The sequence below is a fragment of the Mesorhizobium sp. M0587 genome (genome assembly GCF_040320945.1).
Classification (GTDB): Bacteria; Pseudomonadota; Alphaproteobacteria; order Rhizobiales; family Rhizobiaceae; genus Mesorhizobium.
This window is the reverse complement of sequence record NZ_JAMYQP010000007.1, coordinates 180,580-193,474: the sequence shown is the minus strand read 5'-3', so window position 1 is coordinate 193,474 and position 12,895 is coordinate 180,580. Positions and strand designations below refer to the sequence as shown.

At 61.7% G+C, this 12,895-nt stretch carries 12 protein-coding genes; 5 read left to right on the top strand and 7 right to left on the bottom strand.

The window, feature by feature from the left end; genetic code table 11:
* Positions 1-6 precede the first annotated feature (6 nt).
* Both NKI49_RS09250 and rpoZ read right to left on the bottom strand, forming a co-directional pair.
* A complete protein-coding gene (locus tag NKI49_RS09250; protein ID WP_352599684.1) occupies positions 7-2,235 on the bottom strand; it encodes a RelA/SpoT family protein in 2,229 nt (742 codons plus the stop codon).
* Positions 2,236-2,363: 128 nt separating this feature from the next.
* Positions 2,364-2,765, bottom strand: coding sequence for a DNA-directed RNA polymerase subunit omega (gene rpoZ, locus NKI49_RS09245; RefSeq protein ID WP_027026396.1), 402 nt, complete (start codon positions 2,763-2,765; stop codon positions 2,364-2,366).
* A gap of 321 nt (positions 2,766-3,086) precedes the next feature.
* Here rpoZ and NKI49_RS09240 point away from each other — a divergent pair, with 321 nt between their 5' ends.
* Positions 3,087-3,668 (top strand): LabA-like NYN domain-containing protein, encoded by a 582-nt coding sequence (locus tag NKI49_RS09240; protein WP_352599682.1) that lies wholly within the window; start codon positions 3,087-3,089, stop codon positions 3,666-3,668.
* Between the two features lie 11 nt (positions 3,669-3,679).
* Positions 3,680-4,336 carry a uracil-DNA glycosylase gene (locus tag NKI49_RS09235; protein ID WP_352599680.1) on the top strand — a complete coding sequence of 219 codons (657 nt, stop codon included), beginning with the start codon at positions 3,680-3,682 and terminating at the stop codon, positions 4,334-4,336.
* A gap of 61 nt (positions 4,337-4,397) precedes the next feature.
* Here NKI49_RS09235 and NKI49_RS09230 read toward each other — a convergent pair whose 3' ends face one another.
* The gene (locus tag NKI49_RS09230; protein WP_352599678.1) at positions 4,398-4,871 is read right to left on the bottom strand and encodes an Lrp/AsnC family transcriptional regulator; all 474 of its coding nucleotides are present in this window, start codon (positions 4,869-4,871) and stop codon (positions 4,398-4,400) included.
* Between the two features lie 138 nt (positions 4,872-5,009).
* Here NKI49_RS09230 and NKI49_RS09225 point away from each other — a divergent pair, with 138 nt between their 5' ends.
* Positions 5,010-5,900 (top strand): DMT family transporter, encoded by an 891-nt coding sequence (locus NKI49_RS09225; protein ID WP_352599676.1) that lies wholly within the window; start codon positions 5,010-5,012, stop codon positions 5,898-5,900.
* Positions 5,901-5,916: 16 nt separating this feature from the next.
* On the opposite strand, the gene NKI49_RS09220 is transcribed toward NKI49_RS09225, so the two are convergent.
* From NKI49_RS09220 to dapA, 3 genes are all read right to left on the bottom strand, one after another.
* Positions 5,917-6,627 carry a glycoside hydrolase family 25 protein gene (locus tag NKI49_RS09220; protein ID WP_352599674.1) on the bottom strand — a complete coding sequence of 237 codons (711 nt, stop codon included), beginning with the start codon at positions 6,625-6,627 and terminating at the stop codon, positions 5,917-5,919.
* Between the two features lie 77 nt (positions 6,628-6,704).
* Positions 6,705-7,184 (bottom strand): SsrA-binding protein SmpB, encoded by a 480-nt coding sequence (gene smpB / locus NKI49_RS09215; protein ID WP_013896388.1) that lies wholly within the window; start codon positions 7,182-7,184, stop codon positions 6,705-6,707.
* Positions 7,185-7,209: 25 nt separating this feature from the next.
* Complete coding sequence (gene dapA, locus NKI49_RS09210; protein ID WP_352599671.1) at positions 7,210-8,091, bottom strand: 4-hydroxy-tetrahydrodipicolinate synthase; 882 nt, start codon at positions 8,089-8,091, stop codon at positions 7,210-7,212.
* A 249-nt stretch (positions 8,092-8,340) separates the two neighbouring features.
* Here dapA and NKI49_RS09205 point away from each other — a divergent pair, with 249 nt between their 5' ends.
* Both NKI49_RS09205 and NKI49_RS09200 read left to right on the top strand, forming a co-directional pair.
* A complete protein-coding gene (locus NKI49_RS09205) occupies positions 8,341-10,371 on the top strand; it encodes a lytic transglycosylase domain-containing protein (protein ID WP_352599669.1) in 2,031 nt (676 codons plus the stop codon).
* A 183-nt stretch (positions 10,372-10,554) separates the two neighbouring features.
* Positions 10,555-11,454 carry an alpha/beta fold hydrolase gene (locus NKI49_RS09200; protein WP_352599667.1) on the top strand — a complete coding sequence of 300 codons (900 nt, stop codon included), beginning with the start codon at positions 10,555-10,557 and terminating at the stop codon, positions 11,452-11,454.
* Between the two features lie 250 nt (positions 11,455-11,704).
* Here NKI49_RS09200 and NKI49_RS09195 read toward each other — a convergent pair whose 3' ends face one another.
* Complete coding sequence (locus NKI49_RS09195; RefSeq protein ID WP_352599664.1) at positions 11,705-12,763, bottom strand: tyrosine-type recombinase/integrase; 1,059 nt, start codon at positions 12,761-12,763, stop codon at positions 11,705-11,707.
* Positions 12,764-12,895 lie beyond the last annotated feature (132 nt).

The following is a 12,895-nucleotide window of genomic DNA, read 5'->3' as shown; positions in this document are numbered from 1 at the left end:
GCCGTGTCAGCCATTGACGCGCCTTGCATCGCTGACGCTCGAATTGTCCTTGAGCTGCGACAGCAGCCGGTTGAGGTGCTTCAAATCCCAGACTTCGAGATCGATCAGCATTTCGGTGAAGTCTGGCGCGGTGCGCACCATCGACAGCGTATGGATGTTGGCATCGTTCGACGCAACGACCTGAGCGATGTCGGCGAGCGACCCCGGCGCATTGATGGCGGTGACCGAGACACGCGCCGGAAAGCGTTCCTTGGTGCGCTCGTCGATATCCCAGCGCACGTCGATCCAGCGCTCCGGCTGGTCGTCGAAGGCCTGTAGCGCCGGCGATTGGATCGGATAGATGGTGATGCCCGTGCCCGGCTGGACGATGCCGACAATACGATCGCCTGGGACCGCCCCTTCCGGCGCGAACCGCACCGGCAAATCGCCACGCACGCCGCGGATTGGAACCGCGCCGTCGCGCGGCTGGTCCTTGTCCTTGCGCGCTGCGCGGCCCGGAATCTGGAACAGCATGCCGGCGGCATTGCGGATCTTCGACCAGCCCTCCTCTCGCTGCTTGGGAGCCGCCGGCGTGACACGCTCGTCCTTGTAGTCGGGGAACACCGCCTTCATGACGTCGGTGGAGGCAAGCTCGCCACGGCCGACCGAAGCCAGCACATCCTCGATGTCCTTGCGCGCCAGCCGGTGCAGCACGGGCTTCAGGCTCTCCTTGGTGAAAGTCTTGCCCGCCCGTTCGAAGGCGCGCTCCAGGATACGGGCGCCAAGGCCCGAATACTGTTTGCGGATGGCGTTCTTGGTGGCACGGCGGATGGCGGCGCGGGCCTTGCCGGTGACGACGACCGACTCCCAGGCGGCAGGCGGCACTTGCGCCTTCGAGCGGATAATCTCGACCTCGTCGCCGTTCTTCAGTTCCGTCATCAGCGGCATGATGCGGCCGTTGACCTTGGCGCCGACGCAGGTATCGCCGACATCGGTGTGCACGGCATAGGCAAAGTCGATCGGCGTGGCACCTTTCGGCAGCGCGATCAGCATCCCCTTTGGCGTGAAGCAGAACACCTGGTCCTGGAACAGCTCGAGCTTGGTGTTTTCGAGGAAATCCTCGGGATTATCGCCCTCGGCCAGCTGTTCGATGGTGCGCCGCAACCAGGCATAGGCGTTGGTCTCCTTCGAGATCGCATGGGCGGCGCCGTTGGTCTTGCCGCCGGTGTCCTTGTAGATCGAATGGGCGGCGACGCCGTATTCGGCGATCTTGTTCATCTCGCGGGTGCGGATCTGCAATTCTACGCGCTGACGCGACGGACCGACGATGGTGGTGTGGATCGAGCGATAGTCGTTCTGCTTCGGCGTCGAGATGTAGTCCTTGAAGCGGCCGGGCACCATCGACCATGTAGTGTGAATGGCGCCGAGCGCGCGATAACAATCCTCGACCGTATCGAGAACGACGCGGAAGCCGAAAATGTCGGACAGTTGCTCGAAGGACAGCGCCTTGGCCTCCATCTTTCGGAACACCGACCATGGCTTCTTCTGCCGGCTTTTGACGCCGGCATTGATCGCGTGTTTTTCGAACAGAGCCGAAAGTGCCTTCTCGATCTCGGACAGCACCCCCTTGTTGCGCTCGAATATTTCGGCCAGCCGGGCGGTAACGGCCCGATAGGCCTCCGGATTGATGTAGCGGAAGGCGATCTCCTCCAGCTCCTCGCGCATGCCTTGCATGCCCATGCGCCCGGCCAGCGGCGCATAGATGTCCATCGTCTCTTCGGCGATGCGCAGGCGCTTGGCCTCCGGCATATGGTCGAGGGTGCGCATGTTGTGCAGGCGATCGGCGAGCTTGACCAGAAGGACACGGACGTCTTCCGAGATCGCCAGCAGGAGCTTGCGCAGGTTCTCCGCCTGCTCGGCCTTCTTCGACACGAGGTCGAGCTTCTTCAGTTTGGTCAGCCCCTCGACCAGCTTGCCCATTTCTGGCCCGAACAGCTCGTCGATCTCGGCCCTGGTGGCGGTCGTGTCCTCGATGGTGTCGTGCAGCAGGGCGACGGCGATCGTCGCCTCGTCCATGTGCATTTCGGTGAGGATGGCGGCGACTTCGAGCGGATGCGAGAAATAGGGATCGCCGGAGGCGCGCTTCTGGTGACCATGCTTCTGCATGGCATAGACATAGGCTTTGTTGAGCAGCGCCTCATTGACGTCAGGCTTGTAGCGCTGGACGCGCTCGACAAGCTCATACTGACGCATCATGGGCGGAATCTCTCGGCGGTGAAATGAATCATGCGCCGCACTGCTGTACGGCGCATGTCATAGATAACCACGAAACTGCCGAGACGGAAGTGCCGGAAGATCGTTCCAGGCGCTTCCGTGGAGCTGTCTTAATAGTCGTCGCTCTTTTCCGGCGGCACAAGACCTTCGATGCCGGCCAGCAGGTCTTCCTCGGTCATGCGATCGAAGGTGACATTGTCTTCGGCGTCGTCGGTATCGGCGGCCGCAACAGCGCCACCGGTCTGGTCGGCGATCGCCTCGCCATCTGCTTCGGGCTCGTCGACTTCGACATGCTTCTGCAGCGAATGGATCAGGTCTTCCTTGAGATCGTCAGGCGACAGCGTCTCGTCGGCGATTTCGCGCAATGCGATGACCGGGTTCTTGTCGTTGTCGCGCGGCACGGTGATCTGCGCGCCCTGGCTGATCTGACGCGCACGGTGGCCGGCAAGCAGCACCAGCTCGAAGCGGTTGTCGACCTTGTCGATGCAGTCTTCAACGGTTACGCGGGCCATGGATTGCCCCTTTCATGCCTGGATTTGATGGAGAACAGGCGCGGTCCATAACCCGGATGCCGCCAAAATACAAGCATTTTGGCAATGGCCGGACTATAGGGCGCTCGATCCTCGTTCAAACACCGGATTTGACAAAACGATGCCGCACTTACGGTCCGGCGCCGCGATCACAATTGCTTGCAGTGCGGCGACCGCCCTTGGATTGCCACCAAACTGGCGTTATTTCGATTGATGGAAGGTCAGCCGGATTATTATGACCTGACTGGTAGTCGCTACCGCATTTCGTTTAGACGACCGCTTATTTCGAAAAGGGTATTTTCCATGTTCGATCCCCGTGAAAAAATCGCCCTGTTCATCGACGGCGCCAATCTCTACGCCACCTCGCGCGCGCTCGGCTTCGACATCGACTATCGCAAGCTCCTGTCGAGCTTCCAGAAGCGCGGATACCTGCTGCGCGCCTATTATTACACGGCACTCGTCGAGGACCAGGAGTACTCCTCGATCCGCCCCCTGATCGACTGGCTCGACTATAACGGCTTCAAGGTGGTGACCAAGCCCGCCAAGGAATTCACCGACTCGACGGGCCGCCGCAAGATCAAGGGCAATATGGACATCGAGCTCACGGTCGATGCGCTGGAACTCGCCGATGTCGCCGACCACTATGTCATCTTCTCGGGCGATGGCGACTTTCGCACGCTGGTCGAGGCTTTGCAGCGGCGCGGCCGCAAGGTGTCGATCGTCTCGACCATGGCCTCTCAGCCGCCAATGATCTCCGATGATTTGCGCCGCCAGGCCGACCATTTCATCGATCTGATAACGCTGAAGAACGAGGTCGGCCGCGATCCCTCCGAGCGGCCGGTGCGCCGGTCCGAGCCGGCCGAAGTCGACGAGGACGATTACTGAGAGCGGTCGCCTTGACCGCCCTTACCTCTTCCGAACCCGACCGCGATTGCCCACTCTGCCCGCGGCTGCACGACTTCATCGCCGAGTGGCGGCAGCGCGAGCCCACCTGGTTCAATGCACCGGTACCGACCTTCCTGCCGCCGGAGGGGGACGACACGGTCAGGCTTCTGATCGTCGGCCTGGCGCCCGGCCTGCGCGGCGCCAACCGCACCGGACGTCCCTTCACCGGCGACTATGCCGGCGACCTGCTCTACTCGACGTTGATCTCGCACGGTTTCGCACGCGGCGAGTTCAGGGCGCGGCCCGATGACGGGCTCGAGCTAGTCGGCACGGCGATTACCAACGCGGTGCGCTGCGTGCCGCCGGAGAACAAGCCAGTCGGCGCCGAGATCGCCACCTGCCGGACATTCCTGGTGCCGACGATCGCCCGGTTCCCAAACCTGCGCGCCGTGCTGACGCTGGGATCGATCGCGCACCAGTCGACGGTGCGCGCGCTTGGCCAGCGCGTTGCAGCCTATCCATTCAAGCATGGCGGGCAGCAGCCGGCCGGCGGCATCACGCTGTTTTCGAGCTATCACTGCTCGCGCTATAACACGAACACCGGCGTGTTGACGGAGGCGATGTTCGTCAAGGTTTTCGGCGAGATCGCGGCGTTCCTGAAGAACTGATCGGGCTCGCCCGCGGCAAAGCGGACTCTAGTCTCCGGCCAGCGCTTACACCGGCGAGGGCTTACACCGGCAGCAGTGCGTCGGGTTTTACGTCGCCGATCGAGGCATAGGTGTGCGTCTCCTTCACTCCCGGCAGCGGCAGGATCACACGTTTGAGAAAATCCTGGTAATCGGCCATCTCGGCAATGCGCGCCTTCACCAGATAGTCGAAGCCGCCGACGACCATATGACATTCCAGAACCTCGGGTGCCTTTGCCACAGCCTCGGCGAAACGGTCAAAGATGTGCGGAGCGGTGTGGTCGAGCCGAACCTCGATGAAGACAAGCGTGCCGCGGCCAATCTTTGCCGGGTTGAGGACGGCCCTTACAGCAGTGATGAACCCGTCGCGAAACAGGCGTTTGACCCGCTGGCTGGTGCCTGTTGGCGACAGGCCGACGCGCGCCGCCAGATCAAGCGTGGTGCGGCGGCCATCTTCCTGCAGCAACCGAAGGAGACTGCGGTCGACCGGGTCGAGATCACTTGCTCCGGGATTCACGTTTGAGCCGTCCTGTTTGCGTGAATTTCACTCAACTATTTCAAAAAGAATGTATTTTATCGCGGCGTCACCGGCAATAGCGTGTGCATGCGCCACACTGGAACCATCTCCGGCGCGGCATCTTTACGGTGGCAGGACGTGGCTGAGAATTCGGGAAACACAAGGCTGGCGATCATTGCCGGGCTGACCATGATCGGCATTTATGCCGTGCAATTCGTCGCTGCCCGCTTCAGCCTCAGAGAGCATCTGACAGTGACCGACATGGCCACCCTTCGCTTTGCGGGTGCAGGCGTGGTCTTCTTGCCGATTGTCTGGCGAAACGGCCTGGAACAGCTGAGGGCATTGGGCTGGCGCAAGGCATTGGCGTTGGCGGTGCTGGCCGGATTGCCTTATCCACTGATCATCAACTGGGGGCTGACCTATGCGCCTGCCGTCCATGGCGCGGCGCTCTGCCCCGCCTCGATCGTGTTCTTCTCGTTCCTGCTGTCGCTCCTCGATGGACGCGCTTCAAAGCAGCGCACCATCGGCGTTGCCACGATCCTCGCCGGCTTGTTGCTGTTCATCGCGCCGGCGCGCGTCGGCACGAACGAGGTTCTTTTCGGAGATCTGCTGTTCGTCGGATCCGGGCTGATGTTTTCCGCTTATGCGACCTCTGTGCGGCAATGGCGTATTGATCCTGTCACAGCCACCGCCGCCGTCGTGCTTCTGTCATGCCTGCCGCTGCCGCCTCTCTATCTCTTCGCGCCAAGCGGCTTTCATGCCGCGGCGGGCGCCGAGATCGTCAGCCAGATCATCGTCCAGGGTCTTCTCGCCGGCGCCGCCGCAATGTTCCTCTACACCTACATCGTCGGCCAACTCGGGTCGCAGGCTGCATCGCTGTTCATGCCGGGCGTACCGATCGCCACGGTGATGGTCGGCATGGCCGTGCTCGGTGAAACGCCGACGACGATACAATTGGCTGCCATAGCGATCATGGCAGCGGGAATGGGCCTCTCAGCAATGCCGAGGCGCGCCGCCCGGGTGGTTTGACGATGTCGGCCGCCCCTCAATGCGTATATGCAAGTAGCGTCGCCAGTTTTTCCTGGCCGCCCTGAAGCACATTCAGATCGACATCGCCATCGATGCCGTCGACACGCCCCCTGTTGTGGTATTGCCAGTAGACCCAATCGCTGCGATCCGGCTGCAGGAGCAATGAGCGAAGCCAGAGCGGGCGCGCGGCGATTTGACCGGCATAGGCAATCGCTGCCTCATCGGTCAGATACACGATGGCTTTCTTTCCGAAAACAGCCTCTACCGGTCCGAGGAAAGCTTGGAGTTCGGTGTTCAGTTGCTCTGGCGTTGGCCGCTGCGGACAATTGCCGCCGAACTCGATGTCGACGACCGGTGGCAGCAAGGGCTGGTCGTGCGGCACCACCGCGATGAAATTTTTCGCCTGGTCGAGGCCAGGCCGGCAGAAGGTGAAGAAATGATAGGCGCCGACGGCGAGCCCGGCGGCGCGCGCCTCGCGCAGATTGGTCGAGAAGGCGTTATCGACATGATCGCCGCCCTGGGTCGCCTTGATGACGGCGAAGGCCACGTCGTCGGCGGCAACGCGGCGCCAGTCGATCCGGCCCTGATGATGGGAAACGTCGATGCCCCTGACCGGATACTTCTCGCGGTCGGGAGAGAAGGTGCGGAAATAGAAAAGGCCGGCCGCCGCGACGAAACACGCCAGGACCAGACTGGCCAGGCCCCACAGGACGATCCGGTTCTTCAAGACGATCTCCTGTTGCCGGCTCGGATTGCCCGAAACTTGAAAGCCTGACTGTTGCTTTTTTCAGGCTATCGCCTTTCTCACCCGCGCTCCTTCAACAGCCGGCCTTTTTCGCGCGACCAGTCGCGCTGCTTCTCGGTCTCGCGCTTGTCGTGCAGCTTCTTGCCACGGCCGACGGCGAGCAGCAGCTTGGCGCGGCCCTGATCGTTGAAATAGATTTTCAGCGGCACCAGCGTCATGCCTTCGCGGTCGACGCTCTGCGCCAGCTTGGCCATCTCGCGCTTGTTGAGCAGGAGTTTGCGGCGCCGGCGCGGCTCGTGATTGAAGCGGTTGGCCTGCAGATATTCCGGCAGATAGGAATTGATCAGCCAGATCTCGCCGCCCTCGACAGAGGCATAGCTGTCCTGGATGTTTGCCTGGCCCTGGCGCAGCGACTTGACCTCGGTGCCGGTCAGCACCAGGCCGGTCTCGATCGTGTCGAGCACCTCATAGGAAAACCGCGCTTTGCGGTTTTCCGCAACGGTCTTGTTGTTGGGATCGGCTTTTCTGACTTGATTCATGATGCGGAGAGGTGGCGCCTCATCCCTAATTTATCAAGCCGGCGTGCTTCATCGCCGCATCGATCTTCTCGGCGGTCGACTGCTCGACCGTCACCAGCGGCGAACGCAGCACGTTCTCGACCTTGCCCAGCATCGACAGCGCATATTTGGCGCCGGAAACGCCGGGCTCGATGAAGATCGCCTTGTGCAGCGGCAGCAGGCGGTCCTGCAATTCCAGCGCCTTGGCGCTGTCGCCGGAAAGCGACGCTTCCTGGAATTCGGCGCAGAGCCGCGGCGCGACGTTCGACGTCACCGAGATGCAGCCGATGCCGCCATGCGCGTTGAAGCCGAGCGCTGAAGCGTCTTCGCCGGAAAGCTGGATGAAATCCTTGCCGCAGGTAGCGCGCTGCTCGGACACCCGCTCGACCTTGCCGGTGGCATCCTTGACGCCGACGATGTTTTTGAAGTCGTGCGCCAGCCGTCCCATCGTCTCCGGCATCATGTCGATGACCGAGCGCGGCGGGATGTTGTAGATGATGATCGGCAGCTTGGTCGCCCTGGCGACGGCAGCGAAGTGCTCGTAGAGGCCGCGTTGGGTCGGCTTGTTGTAATAGGGCGTGACGACCAAGGCCGCGTCGGCGCCGGCCTTCTCGGCATATTGCACGAGGCCGACCGCTTCCTCGGTGTTGTTGGAGCCGGCGCCGGCGACGACCGGAGCCCGGCCCTTGGCCACTTCGATACAGACCTTGACGACGTGGCGATGCTCGTCGTGCGACAGCGTCGGCGACTCGCCAGTGGTGCCGACCGGGACCAGGCCCGTCGTGCCTTCGCCGAGTTGCCATTCGACGAACGCGCGAAAGGCTTTCTCGTCGAAACGCCCGCTCTTTTCGAACGGTGTCACGAGCGCAGTAAGCGAGCCTCTCAGCATATCGTCCAACTCCTTGGGACTTATCGAATTTTGGCGTTCGGGTTAATCGTGCGCGCCTTCTAGCCGAAAGCGAAGCCGCGCACCATAGTCTCGACATGGTTGCGCGGCAAGCATTGCCGTGGTGCCAGCGAGCGCAATTCGGACGACCTCGATAACTCTTTGTTTACGGGCTCTTCACGACCTAAGTTTAGGCTTCGAGGCTTCTCGGCCTGCCGGTAGAATGCCAGGACAAGGAAAGACCCAAAGACCATGCCGGCCAGTCGGCCTCACCTCCTCGCGCTGCTTGGCGCCATCGCCGCACTGATGCCCGGCGGGGCGATCGGCGGCAGCGTCGATGTGCGGGTCACGGCGGCCATTCCGATACCTGGCGTTCAGGCCGAGGCGCAGCAGGATCCCTCGCCTGGCGTGGCTCTCTTGAAGAGCGGACTGGATGCGCTGGCGGCCGGCGATATTCCAACCGCGCGTGGCGTGCGCGACGCGCTTCCCGTTCATTCGCTCGACCAGCATATTCTTGCATGGGCGATCGCGCTTTACGGTGGCGACAAGGTTCCGAGGGGCGACATCGCCGCCGCCGCGAAAATGCTGCCCAACTGGCCGGGCACCGTCGCGCTGCGCAAGAATAGCGAGCGAGCGCTCTATCGCGAGAACCCTGCCCCAGACATCGTGATTGCGGCCTTCGACGGCAGCCAGCCGCAGACATTCGAGGGTGTGATGGTTCTCGCCCGCGCCTATGTGTCGTCGGGCAATGCCAACGCGGCGCGCTCGGTGCTGTCGCCGTTCTGGCGCACCGCGATCCTGGAAGCCAAGGACGAGACGGCGCTGATCAAGGAGTTCGGCAGCCTGATCCCTGCCGCCGACCACCGTTTCCGCATGGAGCGCATGTTCTATGCCGACCGGGTGAATTCCGCCTTGCGTGTCGCAGGCCTGGCCGGTGCGCAGCCACTTGCCGATGCCTGGGCAGCCGTCAATAAAGGCGACAAGAACACGCCCAAACTGCTGAAGGCAGTGCCGGCGGCACAGCGTTCGGCGGGCTATTTCTTCGCGCAGGCCGAATATCTGCGCAAACAGGAGAATTTTGCCGACGCAGCCGCAGTGGTGATGAAGGCACCGACCGATCGCGAAGCCTTGGTCGATCCGGACGCCTGGTGGGTCGAGCGCCGGGTGTTGTCGCGCGAATTGGTCGACCAGGGCGACATGAAGACAGCATACAAGATTGTCGCAACGCACGCCGCCGAAAGTGCCGCCGATGCGGCGGACGCCGAATTCCATGCCGGCTGGTACGCGTTACGCGGCCTGAACGATCCAGTGCTTGCCGCAACGCATTTTTCGCGCATCGCCGATCTCGCGCAGGGGCCGATGACGTCGTCGCGCGCCTACTATTGGCTCGGCCGTGCGGCGGAGGTCGGCGGCCCCGGCAACGCCAAGGACTATTTTGGGCGCGCGGCCACCTATGGCACGACATTTTACGGCCAGCTGGCCGCGGAGCGTGTCGGCCGGCAGGCACTGACCATTGCCTACCCGCAGCCTGATGCCGCCGACCGGCAGAACTTTGCCGGCCGCGAAGCCGTCAGCGCCATCAAGCGGCTGCAGGAGGCCGGCTACGACCGCTATGCCGAAACGCTCTATCGCGACCTTGCCGGGCAGCTGACCAGCCCAGGCGAACTGGCGCTGCTGGCTGTCCTCGCCGAAAAGCAAGGCAATCATTTCATGTCCCTGAAGATCGGCAAGATCGCCGGTGCGCGTGGCATCGATGTCGGCGCGCTGTCGCATCCGCTCGGCGTCATTCCCGATTCGGCCAACATTTCCGGTTCGGGCAAGGCGCTGGCCTATGCCATCGCCCGCCAGGAAAGCGAATTCAACATCGGCGCGGTGTCCAGTGCCGGCGCGCGCGGGCTGCTGCAGCTGATGCCAGGAACCGCCAGGCAACTGGCGAAGAAGGCCGGATTGCAGTTTTCGCAGGCGCGGCTGACCACCGATGCCGGCTACAACGCGACGCTTGGCTCGGCCTTCCTCGGCCAGCAACTCGACCGCTTCAACGGCTCCTATGTGCTGACCTTCGCGGGCTACAATGCGGGTCCCAACCGGGCCAGCCAATGGGTGGCCAAATATGGCGATCCGCGCGGCAAGGACATCGACGCAGTCGTCGACTGGATCGAACGTATTCCCTATACCGAAACAAGAAGTTACGTGCAGCGCGTGATGGAGAATTACGAGGTCTACAAGATGCGTATTTCCGGCAAGTACGACATCGTGGGCGATCTTGTGAACGGGCGCAGTTGACAGCGCGTTCCGCCACTTCGCACCGCGACGTTTATACGGAATTCAAAGACCTTCGATCGAGTTCCTTCGCCCCCCTCTGTCCTGCCGAGATATCCAAATTCCCAGCGCGCAGGCGCTTCAATTGACCGTCCCTGCGCTCGCCTGTAGCAGTCGGGAACAATCCGGTCAGGGAGTCCTTGTCAGATGGCGGGCGAGCAGGGTTTTTTCGACTATTTCTACGCCGCACCGGATAGGCTTCGGCTTCATGCACGCCTCTATGGCGAATCGAATTCCGGCCATTGGCCGGTCGTCTGCCTGCCCGGCCTGACCCGCAACGCGCGGGATTTCCACGAACTGGCGCTCTATCTTTCGACACGGCCCGTGGCTCCACGCAAGGTCGTCGCCTTCGACTATCGCGGGCGCGGGCAATCCGCCTACGATCCCGATATCAGTCACTACAATATCGGCGTCGAGGCCGGCGATATTCTCGCCGGGCTCGCGGCGCTCGGCATTGAAGAGGCGGCCTTCATCGGCACCTCGCGCGGCGGGCTGATCATCCATGTCCTGGGCGCATTGCGGCCGGCCGTGCTGAAAGCCATTGTTTTCAACGACATCGGGCCGGTGATCGAGCCAGCCGGGCTTGCCCATATCCAGTCCTATCTCGGGAGCAAGCCGACGCCGAAAACCCATGCACAGGCTATTGCCGCCCAGCGTAGCGTGCATGGTAAGGACTTCACCGCACTTGGTGGGCCGGATTGGGATCGGATGGTATGGGCGCTCTACCGCGAAACCGACAGCGGCCTAGTGCCGGATTTCGACCCGAGGCTGGTCGGCACGGTTGCCAGTCTCGATCTGACGCTGCCGCTGCCTGATCTATGGCCGCAATTCGAGGCGTTGGCCGCGATTCCTCTGCTTGCCATACGCGGTGCCAATTCGAGATTGCTGTCCATCGCAACGCTCGAAGAAATGCGAAAGCGTCATCCCAATATCGAGACGATCACAATCGACGGCCAGGGCCATGCCCCTTTCCTGGAGACCGACAAGATGCCAGACGCCATCGCGGCCTTTCTGGATCGGACCGAGCGACGAGCCGATTCAGAGTAACGCAGCAGAGTGACAGTAAAAACGTCTGGGAATTCTGGGCGAAACGCCGAGTTAATGATCGGAAAGCGACCACTTGTCGAAATCGGCGCCGCCCCCTCATTGCCCTGCCCGTCCTCCGCAGCAGCTGCGCGGCAGCTGCGGAGCGTGGACCAGGCATTTCTCCCCGTATAGTGACGGCGAGAAAGTAGCTCGCCCAGCGTTGGCGCGCCCTTGCCCGGAACGGGCTTAAAAGGTCAAGCAGGTAATACTGTTAGGATTTTGCTCTTTTCTTGACGATCTTCGAAGGCTTTTCATCCACGGGCGACTTAATTTCCTTCTCGCCCACCGTCGAGTGTGAAGGACATGGAGAGCTTTCCACGCTACTGCCTGCCCCACTGCATCGAGGTGTTTCCAGCACGACGACGCAGCCGTCAAGATCGTTGGTGGCAAGGTGTGCGTAACGCATGGTCATCGACAGCGTCTGGTGGCCGAGCCACATCTGCACGCGCCTGATGTCGATGCCGCCCTGGACGAGACGCGAGGCGCAGGTGTGGCGCAAGATGTGCGGCACCACCTGGTCGTCGGCGCCAAGGCCGACTTCGGCCTTCGCATCGTTCCAGATGGCACGGAACTGTGCCTGGCTGAATTTTGTGAACGGGCCTTTCGGCCGGCGACCTTCGGCCGGAGGCAGCTTGATGACCTCCTTGACCCGCTCGGTCATCGGGATGGTGCGACTGCGGCCGGATTTTGTGATCCAGAAGGAGACGCGATGCTCCTGGATGTCATTCCAGATCAGCCCGAGCGCCTCGCCGAGACGACAGCCGCTATCGACCAGGAAGACGGAAAGCCGGTAGGCATCCTCGCTGCGGCCCTTTATGGCGGCAAATAGCCGCGCCTCTTCGTCCCTCTCGAGGAAACGAATCCGTCCCGCCCGCTCTTTCTGGCGGCGGAACTCGGGCAGGCTGTGGATATCCCCCATCTTGTGAGCCTTGCGCAGCAGTTTGCTGAGGGCAGCCATCTTTCGATTGATGGTTGCGTTGCTGTTGCCGCGCTGGCGCAAGGTGCCGATAAGGTTATCCAGGGTACTCTGGTCAAAGGCGCTGAAACGCTCCCCAAGGAGAATCTCGTCTATTTCGCCGATGAAGGAGCTGACATTGTATTTATGCCGCCCATCATCCCACAATATGTCCCGAGCTGAAAACAGCTCTCCAACCCTATGCGATTTTACTTCTCTAATCTTGTTGTACGTGTAGTTAAACTTCGAATTTTGAGAAGAGAACACCGCAAAATGATCAGAGGGATATCCCTCTTGAATCGCTTCGTTTGTCATTATTTGACCACACCCCCCGGTTGATAGGTCCACCTATCCTACCTGGAAGTGTCCTTTCAAGAGTTTTTGTCCGACAAATCGATTTCATCCGCGAACCGCGGTTCCCACGAAATCGTTCCACAGACTTTATTC

What these genes read in the sequence shown, in the direction of transcription:
- rpoZ (WP_027026396.1), bottom strand. Translation starts at nt 2,765, where the DNA reads ATGGCCCGCGTAACCGTTGAAGACTGCATCGACAAGGTCGACAACCGC.
- NKI49_RS09200 (WP_352599667.1), top strand. Translation starts at nt 10,555, where the DNA reads ATGGCGGGCGAGCAGGGTTTTTTCGACTATTTCTACGCCGCACCGGAT.
- NKI49_RS09250 (WP_352599684.1), bottom strand. Translation starts at nt 2,235, where the DNA reads ATGATGCGTCAGTATGAGCTTGTCGAGCGCGTCCAGCGCTACAAGCCT.
- NKI49_RS09240 (WP_352599682.1), top strand. Translation starts at nt 3,087, where the DNA reads ATGTTCGATCCCCGTGAAAAAATCGCCCTGTTCATCGACGGCGCCAAT.
- NKI49_RS09195 (WP_352599664.1), bottom strand. Translation starts at nt 12,763, where the DNA reads ATGACAAACGAAGCGATTCAAGAGGGATATCCCTCTGATCATTTTGCG.
- smpB (WP_013896388.1), bottom strand. Translation starts at nt 7,184, where the DNA reads ATGAATCAAGTCAGAAAAGCCGATCCCAACAACAAGACCGTTGCGGAA.
- dapA (WP_352599671.1), bottom strand. Translation starts at nt 8,091, where the DNA reads ATGCTGAGAGGCTCGCTTACTGCGCTCGTGACACCGTTCGAAAAGAGC.
- NKI49_RS09205 (WP_352599669.1), top strand. Translation starts at nt 8,341, where the DNA reads ATGCCGGCCAGTCGGCCTCACCTCCTCGCGCTGCTTGGCGCCATCGCC.